Source organism: Corallococcus macrosporus, assembly GCF_017302985.1.
Taxonomy (GTDB): domain Bacteria; phylum Myxococcota; class Myxococcia; order Myxococcales; family Myxococcaceae; genus Corallococcus; species Corallococcus macrosporus_A.
In genome coordinates this window covers 1,066,210-1,085,623 of sequence record NZ_JAFIMU010000002.1, presented here as the reverse complement: position 1 = coordinate 1,085,623, position 19,414 = coordinate 1,066,210, and the positions used below count along the sequence as shown (strand labels likewise).

Below are 19,414 nucleotides of genomic sequence, written 5' to 3'. Positions count from 1 at the left end.
CCGACGCCGCACTGGCTGTAGGAAGGGCGCTCCCCGCTTCAGGTGGGGGGCGCCTTTTCGTTTTCTGAAGTCCCCCCTTTCGAAAGGTTCCTTTCCGTGACGCTGCTTCGCGCCGCCAACGTCCAGCTCGCCTTCGGCAGCCGCACCGTCTTCGAGGGCCTCACCTTCACCATCGAGGAGGGCGAGCGCGTGGGCCTGGTCGGCGTCAACGGCTCCGGCAAGTCGTCGCTGATGAAGATATTGGCCGGCGCGGCGAAGCCGGACCTGGGCGAGCTGCAGCTGCGCCGGGGCGCTCGCGTCACCTACCTGCCCCAGGAGCCGGAGTTCCCCGAGGGCGCCACCGTGGCGAGCGAGCTGGCCGTGTCCCAGGCGCCGCTCAAGGAGGCGCTGGCGGCGCACGCGGAGCTGTCCCGGCGGATGGAGGCGGACCCCGCGAACGCCACCCCCAAGATGCTGGAGCAGCTGTCCGCGCTGAGCGACCGCATTGAGCAGGCAGGCGGCTGGGACACGGAGCACCACGCGAAGACGCTGCTGGACCGGCTGGGCGTGAAGGACTGGGACCGGCCGGTGGCGCAGCTGTCCGGAGGATTGAAGAAGCGCGTGGCCATTGCCCGCGCCCTGCTCACGCGGCCGGACCTGCTGCTCTTGGACGAGCCCACCAACCACCTGGACGCGGACACCGTGGACTGGCTGGAGGACGAGCTGGACAAGCTGCCCGGGGCGCTGCTGCTGGTGACGCACGACCGCTACTTCCTGGATGACCTGGTGGACCGCATCGTCGAGATCCAGCCCGGCGGCGGGCTCATCTCCTATCCCGGCAACTACGCGGCCTACGTGGAGCAGAAGCTCGTCGCGCAGGAGAACGCGGAGGTCGCGGAGCACAAGCGCGGCCGCTGGATTGCGCAGGAGGTGGCGTGGCTGCGCAAGGGCCCGGAGGCGCGGCGCACCAAGAGCAAGGCGCGCATCGAACGGGCGCAGAAGCTGCTGGCGGAGAAGGGCTTCCAGCGTCCCAAGGTGGCGGACCTGAAGGTCGTGGCGGCGCCCCGGCTGGGCCACACCGTCATCGAGGCGGAAGGGCTGCGGAAGGCCTTCGGCGAGCGCAAGGTGCTGGACGGTGTGGACTTCCGCCTCCAGCGCGGCGAGCGCGTGGGCTTCCTGGGCCCCAACGGCGTGGGCAAGACGACCTTCCTGCGCGTGCTGCTGGGCGAAATCCCGGCGGACAGCGGCAAGCTCGTCATCGGGAAGAACACCAAGGTCGCCTACTACGACCAGCAGCGCGCGCAGCTGGACCCCGAGCAGACGGTGTACGACGCGGCCTCCAACGGCGAGGACCACGTGGAGCTGGCGGACCGCAAGGTGGCCCTGCGCGACTACCTGGAGGACCTGCTCTTCCCGGTGCCCATGCAGCGCATGAAGGTGGGCGCGCTGTCCGGCGGCGAGCGCAACCGGCTGCTGCTGGCGCGGCTGTTTTTGGAAGGGGCCAACGTGCTGGTGCTGGACGAGCCCACCAACGACCTGGACATCGTCACGCTCAACATCCTGGAGCGCCTGCTGCTGGACTTCGCGGGCAGCACGCTGCTGGTGACGCACGACCGGTACTTCCTCGACAAGGTGGCCACCGCCATCCTCTCCTTCGACGGCGAGGGCAAGGTCACCCGCTACGAGGGCAACTACGACATGTACAAGCGGCTGCGCGAGCAGTCGCAGGCCGCCGCGCTCAAGGCCGCCGCGCAGAAGAAGGACGAGCCGCCGCCCCGCGAGGAGGCCGCCGCCGCGAAGCCCGCGCAGAAGAAGCCCGGGAAGCTCTCCTACAAGGACCAGCGCGAGCTGGACGGCATGGAGGCCACCATCGAGGCCGCGGAGAAGCGCAAGGCGGAGCTGGAGGCCCAGCTGGCCGACCCCGCCGTCTACAGCAGCGGCTCCAAATCCGCGGAGGTCAACCAGGCGCTGGAGGCCACCACCGCCGAGGTGGATCGGCTCTATACGCGATGGCAGGAATTGCAGGACCTGGCGGCCGGAACGGCCTGACAGGGCAGTATTTGCGCGGGGCAAACACCTTCGCGCCGCACCCGTGCATGATTTTCGGATCGGGGGACTCTGGCTAGAGTCCGCGTCCCTCCGCCTCGGGAGTCGTCACGTGTTTCGTCCGGCCTCGGTCATCGCCGCTGCCCTGTTGTCCCTCCCCTTCCCTGCCCTCGCCCAGGAAGGTGGCCCCAAGAACCCGCTGCCCATGTTTGACCTGCAACGGCTGCGCCTGGACCCGGGCGCCCTGGGGTCGCTGGTGGTGGGGACGGGCCGGACGCTGGAGCCGGGGCAACTGCGGGTGGGATTGAACTACCACTACGAGCAGCTCCCCCTGCATTTCCAGACACGCTGGGAGCCCGGTGAGGGCACGGGGCTGGTGGAGAACAAGATGACCGCCCACCTGACGGTGGGCTTTGGCGTGCTGTCCTGGCTGGACGTGGGGGCGGAGCTGCCCTTCGTCCTCACGCAGGGCGGCAAGCCCACGCTGGAGTACTTCGGGCCGAAGTCCGGAGGGCTCGCCACGCCGTGGCTGACCGCGCGAGCGGCGCTGCTGCGCCAGTCGAAGGGGGCGCCCCTCAACGTGGCGGTGGCGCTGACGGCGGGCCTGCCCGTGGGCAGCCGCGAGGCCCTGGCGCACGAGGACTACGCGTGGCAGCCGCGTCTGCAATTGGGCTACGTGGGCGAGGGCTTCCAGCTGGGCGGCGAGGCCGGCGTGTTCCTGCGCAAGCGCCAGGATCTGGGCCCGGTGTCCTACGACCCGCGGGACGTCGTGGGCAATGAGCTGCGATTGGGCGCCACGGTGACGTCGCTGCACGGCGAGATGACGCGCGGCGAGGTGAGCGTGATTTCGGGCATCCCGCTGGACGGCGGGCGCGTGGGGGCGGAGCTGCTCATCGCCATCCGCCGCCACGCCCTGTCCAGCCTGGACCTGTATGTGATGGGCGGTCCAGGCGTGGGCGCGGGGTTGGACACGCCCACCTTCCGCTTCGTCGCGGGCCTGTCCTTCGCCACCAGCAAGGTGGACTGAAGGCCCGTCGCTACTTCGGCATGAGGTCGAAGGCCTTCGACATCGCGATGGCGATGCCCGTGAGGCTTTCGCCCGCGATGAAGCCGGAGGAGACGGGCAGCACGGAGTCCTCCGCGAGCTTCGGCTTCACGCGCCGGATGAGCGCCGCCAGCGCCGCGCCCACGAAGAGGCTGATGGAGCTGGAGCCGGGGATGACGATGGCCAGCCCCAGGCCGGACGCGGTGGGAATGAAGGCCTTCACCTTCGGATGGGCCCAGCGCTCCAGCAGCACCAGCGCGATGCCCAACAGCGCGCCGCACAGGGCGCCCATGCGCGCGGTGGGGTGCAGCGCGGCCACACCCGACGCGAGCATCTTCGACACGCCGGCCCACACCATGGAGGCAGGCGCGGGGAACTGCTCCGTGCCCAGCACGTCCGCGGTGGGCACCAGCAGCTTGAAGATGGGCACCACCACGATGGCGCCCGCGGCCACGCCGAACAGCTGCGCGAAGAACTGCTGACGCGGCGATGCGCCCAGAAGCCACCCGGACTTGAGGTCCGTGAGCAGGTCCGCCGAGTGCAGCCCCACGCCGCCCGTGGCGTTGGCGCTCATCACGTTCGCGGGGATGTTGCCCGGGGCCAGGCCGCCGAAGATGAGCTGGGTGACGGGCCCCAGCGCCTTGGTGGGCGTGGTGTCCGTCTCGCCCGTCACGCGCGACGCGATGACGCCCATCACCACCGCCAGGGGGAGCGCGAGCACGCCGGCCCACCAGGGAATCTGGAACAGGTAGGCCATGAGGAAGACGGCCACCGGGCCCAGCAGCGCGAAGCCCAGGGGGAACCACGCCGGCGGGCACTCGATGTCCGCCAGCGGATCCTCCTTCGCTCCCTCCTTGGGCTTCATCCCCACCAGCCCGCCGAGCGCGGAGAAGGAGCGCACCACGCTCTTCCACTGGAACGCGAAGGACAACAGGCCGGACGACACCAGCACCGCGGAGCCCGTCCACAGCGACCAGCTGTTGATGGCCTTGTACGTCACCTCCGGGATGACACCCCTGGAGACCATGGCGGGCGCGAGGAAGCCGTAGTTGAGGATGGCGCCCAGGAGCATGGACCAGCCGGTGCGGAAGTTCACCAGCGCGCCCGCGCCAATGAGCAGCAAGCTGAAGTCGAAGGACAGGGACCACTTGCCCGCCTCACGGCCCAGGATGCTGAACGGCAGGCTGACCTTCTCCGGCAGGTTCCTCAGCCACGGAGAGCGGCCTTCGCGCAACAACACCAGCAGCACGCCCACCTCCGCCGCCAGGCGCAGCAGGTACGACTTGCGGCGGGCCACGTCGCCGTGGCCGTGCAGCGCGCGGATGGTCTCCGCGGTGGCGGTGCCCGTGGGGAACGGCAGCGCTTCGATGTTGATGAGCTGGCGCTTGATGGGGATGGCGGCGAAGACGCCCAGCGCGGAGATGACGGCGAACCACACCATCAGCCAGCCGGACGACGGCAGCGTGCCGGTGAGCATCAGCAGCGCGGGCACCGCGGCCATGTTGCCGCCGCCCGTCATGTAGCCCGCGGCGGACGCCACGGAGCCCATGGCGTTGTTCTCCAGGTCGGTGAACTCGCGGCGCAGCACCTTCAGCGAGCGCAGCGTGCCGAACACCGCGAACGCCAGGATGCACGCGGTGATGGTGACGCCCAGGCTCCAGCCCGTCTTGAGGATGACGTAGAGGTTGGACAGGCACATCACCGCGCCAATGAGCATCCCGGCGATGACGGCGCGCACGGTGAGCTGCCGCGCGCCGCCCTGGTAGACGTGCTCCCGCCAGTACAGCTCCGGATCCATGGCCGCGGAGGCGCCGGGCCGGTCAGGGACGGCGCCGGGGTCGGGCGGGGGGACGCGGAGCTGGCTGGGGTTCGGGACGGGAGGAGCCATGGGGGGCGCAAGATAGTTCACGCCCCCCGGAGGAACGAAACGCTCCGTGCCGTCCCGGGGCGTTACTCGTGCGCGCCGCCCGGCCCGTGCACGTGGCCGTGCGTGAGCTCTTCCTGCGTCGCGTCACGCACTTCGCGCACGGTGACATCGAAGTGGAGCGTCTTGCCGGCGAGCGGGTGGTTCAAGTCCACCACGACGGAGTCCGGGTTCACCGTCTGGATGCGCAGGGGGATGTTGCCGTCCTCCGTCTGCGCCATCAGCGTCTGGCCCACCTGGGGCGCGAAGCCCGGCGGCAGCATGGAGCGGGGGACGGTCCGCACGCCCTCCGGGTTGTGGTTGCCGTAGCCCTGATCCGGCGCCACCACCACCTGCTTGCTCTCACCCACGCCCAGGCCGCCCAGCGCGCCCTCCAGGCCGGGGACGATCTGCCCGTGCCCGTGCAGATAGGCGAGCGGCTGGCCCGGGGCGCTCTGGTCGATGACCTGCCCGTCTCCCAGGTGGAGGCGGTACTCGAGCGCGACGACCTTACCGTTGGCGATTTTCATGCGGCGGAAGCTCCTTGGCTTCGGAAGACAGCGGATGGGACTTCGGTCAAAGGTGGAACCGGGGTGACACCATGGCTCAGGCCGCGGGGGACTCCGCCGCCTCCTCGCCGACCGGACGGTCGGGGGGTTCGCCGCGCGACACGTACACCGCGGCGGCCAGGTCTCCTGTCACGTTGAGCACGGTGCGGCACATGTCCAGGAAGCGGTCCACGCCGAGGATGAGGCCCAGCCCCTCCACGGGGATGTTGAACATGCCGAGGATCATCGCGATGACAGGGATGGAGCCCGCCGGCACGCCCGCGGTGCCAATGCCCGCCAGCACGCAGATGAACATGATGGTCGCCTGCTGCCCCAGGCCCAGCTGGACGCCGTACACCTGCGCGAGGAAGAGGACGGTGACGCCCTCGAAGAGCGCGGTGCCGTTCTGGTTCATCGCGGAGCCGGCGGTGAGCACGAAGCGCGACACGTTGCGCGGCAGCTTGAGGTTCTCCTCCGCGACCTTGAGCGCGGTGGGCAGCGTGGCGCTGGAGGAGGACGTGGAGAACGCGGTGACGATGGCCAGCCGGCAGGAGCGGAAGAACTCCACCGGGTTGCGCCCGCCCAGAAAGCGCACGGACAGCGAGTACATGACGAACATGTGGATGCTCAACGCCAGCAGCACCACGCCCACGTACGACGCCAGCTGACCCAGGATGTGGAAGCCCAGCCGCGCCGTCATGGAGAACAGCAGCGCGCCCACGCCCACGGGCGCCAGCTGGAGCACGCCGTCGATGAGCTTCATCATCACGTCGTAGAGCCCCTGGACGACGTCCTTGAGCCGCTGCGCGGGCTCGCCCGGCGTGAGCGCCAGGCCCAGGCCGAAGATGAGCGAGAAGACGATGAGGCCAATCATGTCCCCGTCCGCCGCGGCCTTCAGCGGGTTGGTGGGCACCATGGACATGAACAGCGCGCCCGCGGACGTGTCCCCGGGGGGCGGCGCGGGCTTGATGGTCGTGCCCGTGCGGGCCAGGGCCCGGGCCTCGTCGCTCAGGCCGTCTCCGGGGCGCAGCGTGTTGACGAGCAACAGGCCGATGAGCACGGAGATGACGGAGAAGACGACGGTGTAGCCCAGCGTGCGGGCGCCCAGCCGTCCCACCTGCTTCAGGTCCAGCTCCGCCACGCCGACGACGAGCGCGGAGAACAGGAGCGGCACGACGAGCATCAGGAGCAGGCGGATGAAGATCTGCCCCACGGGGTTGGTGACGTGCTCGACGGTCCAGGTGAGCCAGCCCGCGCTCCCGAACACGGCGTTGCAGACGAGCCCGGCCACCGCGCCGACGGAAATGCCAAGGAGCATCTTCTGATGGGGCTTCATGAGGGGGCGAAGCCTACCGGTGAAAGAGGGTGGCGCCCACCTCGCGTTCGGGGGAAAGCTTCCGCCCCATCGTGGAATCCCTCGTCCAGCTCACCGAGCCCGCCCTGCCCCTCCCCCTCTTCCGCCGGCTGTCGCGCCGCGTGGGGGACTTGAAGGGAGAGCGGCTGCGTCACACGTACCAGACGACGTTCTGGTACGCCTTCGGGCATCCAGAGAACGTGGTGGAGGAGGTCATCCACGCGCTGCGGCCCCGGGTGACGAAGGGGTGGAAGATTGCCGGCGTGGAGTGGTGGCTGTCGCGGATGAAGGCCACGGACGTGCGGGTGGACTTCCACCAGGACCGGGATGAGCGGCTGGCGTTGGCGACGGGGAAGCTGGTGCATCCGGTGCGCTCGTCGGTGTTGTTCCTCAACCGGGTGCGGGGCGGCGCGCTGGCGGTGACGCGGGAGCTGCCGTCGGAGGACAACCCGTCGCTCGCGCCGGACCGGCTGGAGGAGTTGACGCTGGTGGCGCCGCGTCCCAACCGGCTGGTGGTGTTCGACGGGACGCTGACGCACGGGGTGCTGGACGCGAACAACCAGGTCCCGGAGGGGAAGCTGCCGGGGCCTTCGCGCGAGCGGCGCACGCTGGTGATGAACTGGTGGGGCCACCGTCCCACGGACGTGCCCACGTGGAGCGAGACGCGCTTCTACCGGGCGCTGGCGAGCTGACGGGCGGTTTCGCGCAGGCGGTGGGTGACGCGCTCGGCCCACTCGGGTTCGACCTCCATGCAGGCGGGGCGGCGGCCCAGGCGCAGGGCGGCGGAGGGCATGGAGCCGCTGCCGGCGAACGGATCCAGCACGGTGTCGCCGGGGCGGCTCCAGGTGCGGACCAGGGGCTCCAGCACGGAGAAGGGCTTGTGGTGCGGGTGGCCGCCCCACTGCACGGCCTCCGCGTCATCGTCGTAGCCGCCGACGACGGCCCACACGGTGGGGGCGTCCCCGGGCGCGAGCGGCGGCGCGGGCGTGCGGGCGATGACGAGGGCGACCTCGTAGACGCGCAGGAGCTGCTCGTTGGCGTTCTTGTCGGTGGTGCGCTTGCCCCAGACGTACTCGCCGCGCAGGTGGGTGTAGCCCAGGTCGCGCGCGGCGGAGAGGATGGGCTCCTTGCCCAGCAGGTTCGTCCAGATGATGAGGGGCGCGTCGGCGGTGAGGTGCGCGGTGGCGCGGGTGAGCCAGGCCTCGGAGAAGACGCGGTAGTCGCGCACGGACTCGAAGCGGACGATGGGGTTGCGGTCGATCTTCTTGTTCGCGCGGGGGTCGCGCAGGTCGCCGCCCTTGCGCCGCCGGGTGAGCAGGCAATAGGGCGGATCCGTGTGGAGCAGGGACGCGCGGGTGTCGCCGAGGGCGGCCCGGTAGCCCTCGGGCTCGCGCGAGTCGGCGCGGACGCAGCGCAGGGATTCGGGCGTGAGGTCGGAGGTCATCGTGTGGAGCCGCACCCTACCCGGCATGAGGGACGGGGCTGAGGGGATTCTGGCACGCTCGGTGGCCATGCGGATTCGTCACACGGCGGCCCTGCTGGGCTGGTTGCTGCTCTGCGGGTGTCAGTCCGCGGGCGGCGCATAGACGCGACGGGAGTACCAGCAGACCTTCGATTCAGGCACGAACGCGTGCCGGAACAACCCTGCCTACTGCGCGGACATGGCTGTGTCCGCTGGGGTGCGATCCACGGCACAGGCCGGTGCGTCCGTGGCAGGGGCACTGAAGGCCATGGATGCGGCGGCTGAGGCACGCCTGAGGGAGCTGCTGACGTCTTGCGCGACCGAGGCGGACCTGGACGTGAACCTGCGGATGTTCAACGGAAAGACACCGACGGCGAAGCAGTGCCAGGAGCAGGTCGGAACGGATGCATCCGGCCAACCCATCACCCGGGCCATGCAACTGGGGCAGGAGAAGCACACGGTGGCCCTTCGGTGCGTCCAGGCGCGTCTCTCCGTCGAGCGTCCCGGTGGGTTCAGCCTGGAACAGCGTTACCGATACGGCCGGGATACGAAGACCCTGGAACTGATCTCTCCTGGAGAAGAGCAGGCGCTGATCCGCGCGGGTCGAACAGGACGGCTCCGCGGGACGATTGTGCCCGACATTGTCATCCATTCTGGAGACCCGCTTCGCGCTGAAGCGAGCTACGACTTCAAGTTCCCCTGCCCTATTGGCAAGGAAGGTATCTGGCGAATGTACCCCGAAGGGCATCCCTGGAAGGGCAGGCTCCAGGGTGAAATGTATGAAGAGGCATTGGGCGTCGATGCATTCCGCGTCTCGCCCATCGTGGGAGTCTACTGATGTCCTGGAACCTGCCCTCTGTCGAAATGGTCGCCGCGCACGGCTCCGTCATCATGAAGGCGGGCCTCAGCATCTGCTTCTACATGCGACGCTCGCATCGGGAACTGGCCCCTCTGATCTCACAAGCACTGACGACCTACATCCAAGCTGTCGGTCGACAGGCGCTGACCTGGTACCCAGATGTGGAAGGTGAATGGCAGGAACTGGATGACGCAGCACTCGAATCAACCCATCAGGAACTGATGAGACATCCAGCCCCGCGCGTCCAACTGCGGGACAGCTACGGAAGCCTCGTCGATTTTCAGTTCCTTTACCGGGGCGTCGACCTGGATTCACCGGAGAGCCGCCGCGCACCGGGCCTACACACCTGTGCGGCTTCCTTCTGGCTTCCCGCCCAGTTCCTCCAATCCCAGGGCAGCGGTTCGTTTCGAGAACTTGCCCTTGCATTGGCAAAACTGCTGCCCCTCAACTCCGGGCATGCAGGGCCGTCATTCCATGCCTGGCTGGGCATAAAAGATCTCATGCGGCACATGTTTCAGCTCGGCCTCCGTTATCCCGGCATGGATGTGCCGGATGAACACAACAACGCATACTCGGTGGGAGAGAAGGTCCAGGGCGTCCACTGGATGAACTTCCTGGGACCGCCGGTGCTTGAGGCGCTGGGAGGCACTTCCGCGCTGACGGCACGCCTCCAGACACCGGGGACTTCCGTGCAGGCGCTTGGAGCGGACCGCGCCGTCGTCACCCTGGGGCCTGAGCCTGACGCGGGCGATATGAATGAAGGGCGCGTGCTACCCGCGCACCGCGAACTGGCTCGAATCCTGGAGCCCTGGTTCGCGGCGCGAGAGGTCTCACGTCCCTACCGTGACAACGACGCCTTGCGCCGCTGGGAGCGCCGGTTCCTGGATTGAGGTGGGCGTCAGGCTCGGGCAAGTCGATGTCACGCCCCTGCACAGCCTGGTAGTCCTTGGGCTCGAGCGTCGGAATCACTCCGGAGCGGAGTCGAAGGGATTCTGGCACGCTCGGAGGCCATGCGGATTCGTCACACGGCGGTCCTCCTGGGCTGGCTGCTGCTCTCCGGGTGTCAGGCCGGGGGCGGCGCACAGACGCGGCGGGAGTACCAGCAGACCTTCGATTCAGGCACGAACGCGTGCCGGCACAACCCTGCCTACTGCGCGGACATGGCCGTGTCCGCTGGGGTCCGCTCCACGGCACAGGCAGGTGCCTCCGTGGCAGGGGCGCTGCGGGCCATGGATTCGGAGGGGCTGGCCCGCCTGAGGGAGCTCATGAAGGAGTGCGCGACCCAGGCGGACTGGGACGTGAACCTGAGGCTGATGGACGGCAAGACGCCGACGGCGAAGCAGTGCCAGGAGCAGGTCGGAACGGATGCGGCCGGCCAACCCATCACCCGGGCCATGCACCTGGGTCAGGAGAAGCACACGGTGGCCCTTCGCTGCGTCCAGGCTCGCTTGTCCATCGAACGGCCCGGCGGATTCAGCCTGGAACAGCGCTACCGGTACGACCGGGACACGAAGACCTTGGAACTGATCTCACCTGGAGAAGCGCAGGCGATGATCCGCACAGGTCGAACAGGACAGCTTCGAGGGACGATTGTCCCTGACGTGGTCATCCATTCTGGAAACCCACTGCGCGTTGAGGAGAGCTTCGACTTCAAGTTCCCCTGCCCCATCAGCAATAACCCGAACTGGCGACCCTATCCTCGCGGGCACCCGCATGAAGGAAAGACGCAAGGCGAGATATATGAACAGGCCTTGGGGGTTCGCCCCTGGCTCATCGTCCCCATCCTTGGAGCAACACCATGACTCGCCCTCACCCGCAGATCAGGATTCGTGCCGGTCATGGAGGGATGCTGATCCGGGATGGCGTCAGCATTTCATTCTACATCAGCCATTCCCACCAGGACATCACCCAGCGCATTGAGCATTCCCTCCATGTGTTTCAGCACGCCATCGCCCCGGCGTCCCTGGATTGGTATTGCGATTATGAAGGGGACTACCGCAAACTGGATGGGGCCGGACGAATGTTCTTGGAGCAGGAATTCCGCTCCACCAGTTCAGCCCACATCCACTTGGTGAACCATACCAATGGAGTAGGCGACTACGAGTTTGTCTACCGCGGTCAGTGGAGAGAGAACCCCAACGACCCAGATGCATCGCGGTCGTTGAGCACCGTCACCTTCTGGCTCCCCACGGAGTTCCTGGAGTCGCAAGGCCCAGTCGCTGTCCACGAACTGGCATTGAAGCTCTCCGCAGGCCTGCCGTTTACCTCCGGGCACGCGGGCCTCGCATTCAATGCCCAGTTCGATCTCCTGGGTGTCGACGACCTGGTTGATCGCGAACGCCTGCGTCATCCGGGAATCGATGTTCCCGATGAGTCCGCATCCCTGCACCTGAGTAACCGTATCCGTGGCGTCCACTGGATGAACTTCCTGGGCCCTCCGGTGCTCGCGGAGCTGGGCGGCGTGGAGGCCCTCCACGAAAGGCTCAAGAGTCCAGACACGACCGTCCAGCCTCTGGCCGAGGGACGCGCGGTCATCACCCTGGGACCTGAACCCGACGCGGGCGATACGACGCAAAGCCCCGTGCTACCGGCCTACCGTGAATTGGCCCGCGTCCTGGAGCCGTGGATGTATTTCTGGGGCAATTTCCGCCCTTCCTGGGGGCGCGAGGCCCAACGGCGCTGGGAGCGCCGGTTCCTGGACTGAGACTCAGGGGAACTTGATGCCGCTCCACTGTACGGTCCGACCGCCGTCCTCATCCGAGACGTTCAGTTGATAGCCATCCAACTCCGGGTTGTTCATGTCGAACTCCAGGAGCAGCGTCGCCGAGGATTGCGAGGTGATGGGCCCGGACTGTGCGGCCGGCAGGGACTCCCATTCCCTTCCCTTCCGGTCCACCAGCACAGCCCGCCCGATGGTCCATGGCTTCTTGTCGACCGCCCGCAGCAACAACATCACGGCCCGCCGCTTCCCCGCCGTGTACGTCCAGCTCTTTTCGACATTCAATGAACAGGACTGACTGCAATGCATCAACATCGCGTTGTCCCCGACCGATATGCCAGGAAAGCTCGTCGTAGCCCCCAGGAGCCCCCGAAAGCCCGCCTGTTCGCACACCCCTCCGTGCTGGGGAATCCGCTCCTGACGCAAGCGTTCAAGTTCCATGCGCAGTTGCTGCACTTCCAGGCGGTATGACTCGGCGGAGCGCGCTCGTCGGTAGACTTCCACCTGCCTGTCCACGGCACCGGAGTCCACCACCAGGGTCAATGTCAACCGCGAGGGAAGAGCCGGGGCTGCATCCCTGAACGGGATGGACAAGTTCAACGTTTCCCCCTGCTGCAAGTCATTGGAAGGAATGAGCACGAGGATTGAGCCGCCCGTGCTCACCCGCGCGAATTGTTCGCGCGACTCCAGGCTCACCTGGTCCTGCTGGATCTCGGTATCGAAGAGCAGCGTGGTGCTCACCCCAGGCCCGATGCGGATGGGGCGCGTCCGTGTCTCCTCCGCTCCCACTTCCACTCGGAGCATTCCTTCAACGGCTGCCGTTTCCACGGGAGGCGCTGCCAGGACGCTTGTTGACCAGAGAAGAACCGGAAGCGCGACGAACAGACAGGAGGGCACAGGGGTGAGGGCTCCTCGAACCGGGGCGGCAGGAGTTCTCTTCTACCACGGAGCGCTACGCGTGCCCGCCGCTCGACAATGACCCATCTCCGTGAGCGGGCATCATTGGGGCGAAGTCTCTACTCTCCTTCCTCAACCTCATTGGAGTTGTAGAGTCGCTTGACCGCCAGCACATTGTTTGGCTGGACCGGGATGTAACGAACGGTGGCTGTGTCCATATACCCGTACTGGGTGAACACGTCCGAGTCTTTCAGCCAGCCCCATCGATCGCGAACCTTGTCGTAGAACTCCATGCACAGGGGGACGACCCGTCCATCGGGCAGGGTGGCCTCCGTGAAGTAGAGCCTCGTCTCCCTTGGCGCGAACACGGCGCGGCCCCTCACCTTCGAGCCCACCGGCAGGTTCTCGGCCGCCCGACTCCCTCCATGGAGAATGCCCACGATGGGCCCTTCGCGGACCTGCATCGCGCCGCGGTCGCTTTCTTCCAGGTAGAGGGCGTTCATGCCCCTGCTCCCGATGAGCTTCAACTCCGTCATGGCCGCCTTGGCCCCCGGCGGGCACGGTTCGCCTTGCTCCCTGCGGGTGTTGGCGTTGCCGCCCGCGCAGGACACACCCACGCAAGCCGCCACGGCCGCTCCGGCGATCTTCCGCATGACGCCCCCGTCCGCACGCAAGGGTTTCGCGGGCGCGCTCGCGACCTCGGGCGGTGCGGACGGAGTCGGCTCCACCACGGGGGAGGCTCCCGCATCCGGGGAAGCGGCCACCGCGAGCACGGCGGCATCGGGAAGACTCGGGGTTGGGGTCACGGACAGACTTCCTTTCTCAGACACAGGCGCTACGGCAGGTGGAGGCCGGTCCGGTGTCAGCTGGACCAGCCCGAAGATCAAAAGCCCCAGCAGCAGTGCTCCCAGGCCGAGCACCGCTCCGGAATGACGGCGCCGCCTGGGCGCCACCGAGGGCTCCACGGTGGCGGGCGGGCTCGACGGCTCCGTGGCACCGGACTCCGACTCGGTGGCTCTCCCGGGGTACTGCGACAGCAGCACCACGCCCCGGTCCAGACCGGACGCGTCCGGATCCGCCGGGATGTCCAGGGACACCTTCCAGTCCGAGTGGCGCTTGTCCTTGGCCGCCTCCCAGAGCGCCTGCAGCAGCGTCTCCGTTCCCGAGTAACGATCCTCGGGGCGCTTGGAGAGCAGCCGCATCGCGATGTCCGACAGGCTGGACGGAACCTTGGGGTTGATGTCCTTCGGAGCGCGCGGCACCACCGTCTCGATGGCGGGCAGCAGCCGCTCGTAGGGCAGGCGCGGGTCGAAGGCGTAGCCGTCCGTCAGCGACTCGTAGAGCAGCGCGCCCAGGGCGTAGAGGTCGCCCGGGATGCCCGCGTCGAAGTTCGCTCCCGACTTCCAGGAGCCCTCGCGCAGGAACGCGACGCACTCGGGAGGCAGCAGGTGGGGCGACGCGGGCGCGACACCGACGGTCAGCGTGGAGGCCCCGGGGATGCGTGCCGTGCCCAGGTCGATGAGGATGGGCCGCTCGTCGGAGCGGCGGACGAGCAGGTTGTCCGCCTTGAGGTCGCGGTGCAGCACGCCCCGGCGGTGGAGATCCGCGAACACCCGCACGACCTCCGTGTAGACGGTCAGCAGGTGCGCGGCGGAGGGCTTCACGCGCCAGCGCCACTCGTGAAACGTCTCGCCATCCACGAAGTCGGTGACGTGGAAGAGGTAGCCGTCCGGCGGCTCCGGCCAACGGTCCACCGCGTGCACGCGCGGCAGGTTGGAGTGCGGCGCGCACGCGAGCAGCGCCGCCACCTCCCGCGAGAGCCGTCCGTTGACGTCCTCTTCATCCGGGGCGTGCTGGTTCGCCGGCCGCAGCGCGAGCTTCAACGCGTAGACGTGCCCGCCCCGCTCCACCTTGAAGACCCGGCCAAAGCCTCCCGCGCCCAGGAAGCCCACGATTCGCCACGGGCCGACGTGGTGGCCGACTTCAAGCTGGTCCGGGTGGATCGGCGAGGTCATGTCCCTGACTCAAGCCGTGACACAACCTGGGAGGTGGGGACACCTCCCCAGCATTTCAGGACCCGAGAGGGCCCCTTCCCTGCCACGTCCCACTGCGGAGGTCGGATTCCCCGCAATCCACGAGCGTGCCCGGCCGGCGACGGCGCGGACCCACTTGGCGGAACCACCCGGGGAGCGGTGTTCAATGCGGACAACCTCCGGGGTTGACCCTATCCGTCCGTGCGGGACTGTCACGTTTTTTCGTGACGCAGCAGGAGGGTTGGACCTGAACACGCGTCCAACCCGCCAGGGTGCCTGGGGGCCACGGGGGTGCGTGAAACAGGTTTCAGCCCGTCTCCGTGACGGAAGGGGCCCTGTCTGGGATTGCTCGGGGACAGGCCGTCAGGGGCCTTCGTCAGGCCCTTCGTCCGCTTCCGCCAGCGCTCGGGCGGCCTGCTCCCACTGGCCGCCCAGCCGGGCCTCGGAGGCCAGGGCCTCGTCCCAGGAGGGGCCGTCCGGCAGGAGCCTCGAGGCGTTCAGCAGCGCCAGCCGCTCCAGTGCCCGGGCCTCACACAGCCGGCGCAGCCCCGGTCCATCGAGTCCGCTGGCGGCGAGGAAGGCCTCGCGGCGGGACGCGCGGATCCCCCGCTCCTTCCACCACGCGGCCTCCTCCGCGGCGATCTCCTCCTCCGTCGCGTCGAGCCCCAGCGAACGCGCCCACCCCGCGAGCAACGCGCGCCGCAGGCCGGCTTCCGCCCATGCCGCCGCGTCCGGTGCGCCCCGCAGCAGCTCCATCACGCGTCCGGAGTCCACGGGGCGCGGGCCCACGCGCGTCACGTCCTCCGTCAGGCGCCGGCGCCGCACCAGCGAGGACGGATTGCGCCGCTCGCCGGGCCGTGGCGGCTCTCCCCGGCTCACGAAGTCCGCCGCCGTGCGGATGCACTCGATGGCGTCCAGCCGCTTGAGGTCCTCCACCCCGTTCGCGAACCACGCGTCCCAGGCGTCGCGCACGGGCCGGGTCCACGCGGGCTCCACGGCTTCGCGGATCCGCGCCCAGGTGCGCTCCTGGTAGAAGACGGCCGCCGCCGCGTCCACCAGCGCCTGCGCGCCCGGGTGGCCCAGCACGCGCGCCTTGCGTGCCTGCTCCGCCGCGTGCCGCACGTTCACCAGGGGCACGGTGAGGGGACGCCAGCCGTGCTCGGCGTCCGCGTGCAGGAGCGCCACCTCCGCGTCATCCACCGCCACGCCGTCGCGGTACCACCCGAAGATGCGGCCCACGCCCACCATGCCCTGCCCGGCCAGCTCCGAGGCGCGCAGCGCGCCCATGCTGCCACCGCCGAACACCGCCACGCCCACCTCCATCGCGGCGAGCAGCTCGTGGTGCCAGACGGAGGGCTGGGCCTCGAAGACGCCGTCCACCAGCACCAGGGCCCGGGGCTTGAGCGACAGCGCCCGCCACACGTCGCCCTGCCGCGCGGGAGGCAACACCGTGCACGGGGCGATCCGCCGCGCCTCCGCCTCGGGCAGCGAGGGCCCCAGGAACACCACCAGGTCGTCCGATCGCCGTTTCACAGGAGCTCCGAGACGCGCATGCCCGCCACGACCACCTTCCACACGTGCAGCCCGGGCACCGGCGCGTCCAGCGCCACGCCCGCCACCCGGGTGAAGCCCGCGCCGTGCAGCAACGACAGCACCGCGCGCACCGTCGCCGTCGCCGTCCCGGCCCGCCGCACCGTCACGTCCGGCATCGCGTCCACGGCCCGGCGCGGCCGCACCTCCGCCAGGGCCTGCGCGAACCCCAGCGCCGCCTCGCGGTCCGCCGCCGCCACGTCCTCACGGGCGCCGTGGATGTCCGTCAGCCGCGACTGCGCGGCCTCCAGCAGGGCCTTGTGCAGGGCCTCGTCCCGGTCCAACGCACACGCGTAGCCGGCCGTGAGGGGCACCGGCCCCTCGTCCGCGTCCACCAGCACCGCCGCCGCCACCGGCAGCCCCACCCGGCCCCGCGTCCTGGGCGCGGGCGTCACGTCGAAGAGGTAGGCGCGGAAGCCCCGGGCCTCCAGGGTGTCCCGCAGGGCGGCCGTGCGCGGCGCCTCGTCCTCCAGGCCCTCCGGCCGCAGCATCCGCCCCACCACGCCCTCCTCCGACCAGCCCTCCGGCAACGCCCTCGCCAACTGGTCGCGCTCCGTGGCCTCCAGCAGCGCGTGCAGCAGCGCCGGCTCCGGCTCCGGATGCGCCCCGGAGCCATTCGTCGTCCAGGCCACCGACAGCGGCCCCAGCTCCGCCGTCCCCGCGGGCGGGCAGTACACGCCCTGCGCCGGCACCCAGACGCGCTCATCCCCGTCCAGCGTCCGCGCCTCGCACCAGGCCAGCCGCACCGCCGGCCCCGCGAGCCTGGGCGCCACCACCGCCCCCGCCGACCCCAGCGCCTCCACGCCCCAGACCGGGTCGCCTGCCCGCTCCAGCTCCGCCTGGGAGCCCCAGCGCAGCCGCTCCGGCCGGACCGTCTCCGCCGCCCACAGCTCGGCCGTCTCGAAGAGCGCCCCCCGGGCCGCGGCCTCGAAGGTGAGCCCCTTGCCGTTACACACCTGGAGCACGTGTCCACCCGGACGCACCGCGCAGGCGACCTCCACGCCGGTGCGGTCCAGGCCGGTGACGCGGGCGACGCGGGTCACGCCCAGGCCTCGGGCCAGGGCATCGAGGAAGGCGGGGGTGGCGGGGTCCGTCAAGGCAGGCGACACGGCGGGGCACCTTAGCCAGATTCCCCTGGGAGCGGACACCCGGCGCGGCGCGGCATGGGATGGCGGGGAAAACGTGGTAGGGGAAGGACAACTCCCGCCGTTGGGGATGGAGCACGCATCGCATGATTGCCGTCGGAGACCTCGCACCTGACTTCGCCGCGACCGACTGCCATGGGCAGACCGTGCGCCTGTCGGAGCTGCGAGGCCGGCGCGTCGTGCTCTTCTTCTTCCCGCGCGCCTTCACGGTGGGCTGCACCATCGAGAACAGGGCGTTCCGGGACAACCACGAGCGGATCCGCGAGCTGGGCGCGGAGCTGGTCGGCGTCTCCGTGGACACGCTCACCACCCAGTGCGACTTCGCCCAGCAGGAGGGCATCCACTTCGCCCTCCTGGGGGACGACGAGCGGCGGATCAGCCGCGCCTGGGGCGTGCTGTGGCCCGTCCTCAACATCGACCGGCGCGTCACCTTCATCATCGGCGCGGACGGCACCGTCGAGCACGTCATCCACCACGAGGTGCGCGTCTACCGCCACCTGGACGACGTGCTGAAGTACCTCCAGGCCCACCCCGCCCCGGGCAGCAGCACCGCCTCCGCCTGAGGGGCCCGCGCCCGCCCGCCTGCCCGGTACCGGACGTCTCCTGTCCGGCCCTTGGGGCGAAATGCGCGCCGGAAAATAACCTTTCGCCCCCTGGAGGGTTGGAGCCCCTGTGAGCGGACGGGTGCTAGGACTGGTGCGGCCCGGTGGGGCCGTGAGCGCTCTCTCGGACGAGGCCCTCTGCGGGGCCTTCCTCGCGGGGGACGCGGCGGCGTTCGGCCAGCTCTTCGAGCGGCACCGGGGCCTCGTCTTCTCACTGATGCGCCGCTACACCGTGAGCGCGGAGGACGCGGCGGACCTGACGCAGCAGGCGTTCCTGCGGGCCCTGGAGGCATCGCGACGGGTGTTCGCGAGGCTCACCCCCACCACGCCCACGCCGTTCCGCGCGTGGCTGGTGCGCGTGGCGCTCAACCTGGCGAAGAACCACGCGCGCCAGGGGCTGCGGTGGCGGCCGGTGCTGGTGGCGCCGGTGACGGATGACGTGGCGGCGGACCCGGGCGAGGGCGCGGAGGCGTCCCTGGAGCGCACCCAGCAGGGGCAGCGGGTGCGTCAGGCGGTGCTCGCCCTGCCCCGCCGTCAGCGCGAGGTGCTGACGCTGCGGGTGGACGGCGGACTGCCGTTCAAGGACATCGCGGAGACGCTGGGCATCACGGAGAACAACGCGAAGGTGCAGTTCCACCACGCGGTGAAACGCTTGAAGGCCGACGTGGCCGGGGAGACGCAGTGATGGGTGCGTGCGTGGAATACGAGGAGCAGGCGAGCCTCCACGCCGCGGAGGCGCTGGAGGGCGAGGAGGCCACACGCTTCCAGGCCCATCTGGATTCCTGCGCGGCCTGCCAGGCGGAGGTGGCCGCCGCGCGCGAGGTGCTCGGGCGGGTGGCGCTGCCGCCCCAGACGCCCGTGGAGGTGCGCGCGCAGGAGGGGCTGGGTTCCAGGACCTTGGCCGCCTGGCGCCGGGAGCAGTCGCGCCGGGGCATGGGCCGCCGGGCGCTGGGGTCGCTCGCGGCGGTGGCGGCGGTGGTGGCGCTGATGCTGGGGCCTTCCGCGCTGGAGCGGCTCAAGGCGCCCCACCCGGCGACGGCGCCGGCCCCCGAGCGGACGGCGAGCACCCGCGACGACGTGGACCCGGAGACGCTGGCCGCCTTCGAGGCGTGGGCCGGGTTGGATCCGCTGGAGGATGACGGTTCGGGGTACAGCGCGGACGAGGACCTGACGTGGGAGGGCGACGACGCCGACCTGGATGGGGACTTCGACCTGGGAGAGACACTGTGAAG

Annotated in this window: 18 protein-coding genes; 10 read left to right on the top strand and 8 right to left on the bottom strand. The window is 69.6% G+C overall.

Annotated elements, in window-relative coordinates; all coding sequences use genetic code 11:
- The first annotated feature begins 96 nt into the window (after positions 1-96).
- Positions 97-2,028 carry an ATP-binding cassette domain-containing protein gene (locus JYK02_RS04715; RefSeq protein WP_207048634.1) on the top strand — a complete coding sequence of 644 codons (1,932 nt, stop codon included), beginning with the start codon at positions 97-99 and terminating at the stop codon, positions 2,026-2,028.
- Between the two features lie 202 nt (positions 2,029-2,230).
- On the top strand, positions 2,231-3,052 hold the full coding sequence (locus tag JYK02_RS04710; protein ID WP_242588321.1) for a flagellar motor protein MotB: 822 nt from the start codon (positions 2,231-2,233) through the stop codon (positions 3,050-3,052).
- Positions 3,053-3,062: 10 nt separating this feature from the next.
- Here the strand turns inward: JYK02_RS04710 and JYK02_RS04705 are convergent, their stop codons facing one another.
- The 3 genes from JYK02_RS04705 to JYK02_RS04695 form a co-directional block, all read right to left on the bottom strand.
- Positions 3,063-4,958, bottom strand: coding sequence for an OPT family oligopeptide transporter (locus JYK02_RS04705; protein ID WP_207048632.1), 1,896 nt, complete (start codon positions 4,956-4,958; stop codon positions 3,063-3,065).
- A 62-nt stretch (positions 4,959-5,020) separates the two neighbouring features.
- On the bottom strand, positions 5,021-5,503 hold the full coding sequence (locus JYK02_RS04700) for an FKBP-type peptidyl-prolyl cis-trans isomerase (RefSeq protein WP_207048631.1): 483 nt from the start codon (positions 5,501-5,503) through the stop codon (positions 5,021-5,023).
- Positions 5,504-5,579: 76 nt separating this feature from the next.
- Positions 5,580-6,857 carry a dicarboxylate/amino acid:cation symporter gene (locus tag JYK02_RS04695; RefSeq protein WP_207048630.1) on the bottom strand — a complete coding sequence of 426 codons (1,278 nt, stop codon included), beginning with the start codon at positions 6,855-6,857 and terminating at the stop codon, positions 5,580-5,582.
- A 71-nt stretch (positions 6,858-6,928) separates the two neighbouring features.
- On the opposite strand from JYK02_RS04695, the gene JYK02_RS04690 reads away from it, so the two are divergent.
- Positions 6,929-7,567, top strand: a complete 639-nt coding sequence (locus JYK02_RS04690) for a hypothetical protein (RefSeq protein ID WP_207048629.1) — start codon at positions 6,929-6,931, stop codon at positions 7,565-7,567.
- Here JYK02_RS04690 and JYK02_RS04685 read toward each other — a convergent pair.
- Positions 7,546-8,319 (bottom strand): DNA-methyltransferase, encoded by a 774-nt coding sequence (locus tag JYK02_RS04685; protein ID WP_207048628.1) that lies wholly within the window; start codon positions 8,317-8,319, stop codon positions 7,546-7,548. The genes JYK02_RS04690 and JYK02_RS04685 overlap by 22 nt on opposite strands.
- 286 nt (positions 8,320-8,605) lie before the next feature.
- On the opposite strand from JYK02_RS04685, the gene JYK02_RS04680 reads away from it, so the two are divergent.
- The 4 genes from JYK02_RS04680 to JYK02_RS04665 all read left to right on the top strand — a co-directional run bounded on the left by JYK02_RS04680 (position 8,606) and on the right by JYK02_RS04665 (position 11,900).
- The gene (locus tag JYK02_RS04680; protein ID WP_207048627.1) at positions 8,606-9,175 is read left to right on the top strand and encodes a hypothetical protein; all 570 of its coding nucleotides are present in this window, start codon (positions 8,606-8,608) and stop codon (positions 9,173-9,175) included.
- Positions 9,175-10,086, top strand: coding sequence for a type VI immunity family protein (locus JYK02_RS04675; RefSeq protein WP_207048626.1), 912 nt, complete (start codon positions 9,175-9,177; stop codon positions 10,084-10,086). The genes JYK02_RS04680 and JYK02_RS04675 overlap by 1 nt, the downstream gene beginning before the upstream one ends.
- Before the next feature lie 120 nt (positions 10,087-10,206).
- A complete protein-coding gene (locus tag JYK02_RS04670) occupies positions 10,207-10,998 on the top strand; it encodes a hypothetical protein (protein ID WP_207048625.1) in 792 nt (263 codons plus the stop codon).
- The gene (locus JYK02_RS04665; protein WP_207048624.1) at positions 10,995-11,900 is read left to right on the top strand and encodes a DUF3396 domain-containing protein; all 906 of its coding nucleotides are present in this window, start codon (positions 10,995-10,997) and stop codon (positions 11,898-11,900) included. Before JYK02_RS04670 ends, JYK02_RS04665 begins: the two co-directional genes overlap by 4 nt.
- 3 nt (positions 11,901-11,903) lie before the next feature.
- Here the strand turns inward: JYK02_RS04665 and JYK02_RS04660 are convergent, their stop codons facing one another.
- The 4 genes from JYK02_RS04660 to JYK02_RS04645 form a co-directional block, all read right to left on the bottom strand.
- Complete coding sequence (locus JYK02_RS04660; protein ID WP_207048623.1) at positions 11,904-12,812, bottom strand: DUF2381 family protein; 909 nt, start codon at positions 12,810-12,812, stop codon at positions 11,904-11,906.
- A 119-nt stretch (positions 12,813-12,931) separates the two neighbouring features.
- On the bottom strand, positions 12,932-14,827 hold the full coding sequence (locus tag JYK02_RS04655) for a serine/threonine protein kinase (RefSeq protein ID WP_207048622.1): 1,896 nt from the start codon (positions 14,825-14,827) through the stop codon (positions 12,932-12,934).
- A gap of 381 nt (positions 14,828-15,208) precedes the next feature.
- Entirely contained in the window at positions 15,209-16,378 is a 1,170-nt protein-coding gene (locus tag JYK02_RS04650; RefSeq protein ID WP_207048621.1) for a TfuA-like protein, read from the bottom strand.
- Positions 16,375-17,544 (bottom strand): YcaO-like family protein, encoded by a 1,170-nt coding sequence (locus JYK02_RS04645; protein ID WP_347402428.1) that lies wholly within the window; start codon positions 17,542-17,544, stop codon positions 16,375-16,377. The genes JYK02_RS04650 and JYK02_RS04645 overlap by 4 nt, the downstream gene beginning before the upstream one ends.
- A gap of 122 nt (positions 17,545-17,666) precedes the next feature.
- Between JYK02_RS04645 and JYK02_RS04640 the strand changes: the two genes are divergently transcribed.
- From JYK02_RS04640 to JYK02_RS04630, 3 genes are all read left to right on the top strand, one after another.
- Positions 17,667-18,143, top strand: a complete 477-nt coding sequence (locus tag JYK02_RS04640) for a peroxiredoxin (RefSeq protein WP_207048620.1) — start codon at positions 17,667-17,669, stop codon at positions 18,141-18,143.
- A gap of 151 nt (positions 18,144-18,294) precedes the next feature.
- A complete protein-coding gene (locus JYK02_RS04635; RefSeq protein ID WP_207048619.1) occupies positions 18,295-18,867 on the top strand; it encodes a sigma-70 family RNA polymerase sigma factor in 573 nt (190 codons plus the stop codon).
- Entirely contained in the window at positions 18,867-19,412 is a 546-nt protein-coding gene (locus JYK02_RS04630) for a zf-HC2 domain-containing protein (protein WP_207048618.1), read from the top strand. Before JYK02_RS04635 ends, JYK02_RS04630 begins: the two co-directional genes overlap by 1 nt.
- Positions 19,413-19,414 lie beyond the last annotated feature (2 nt).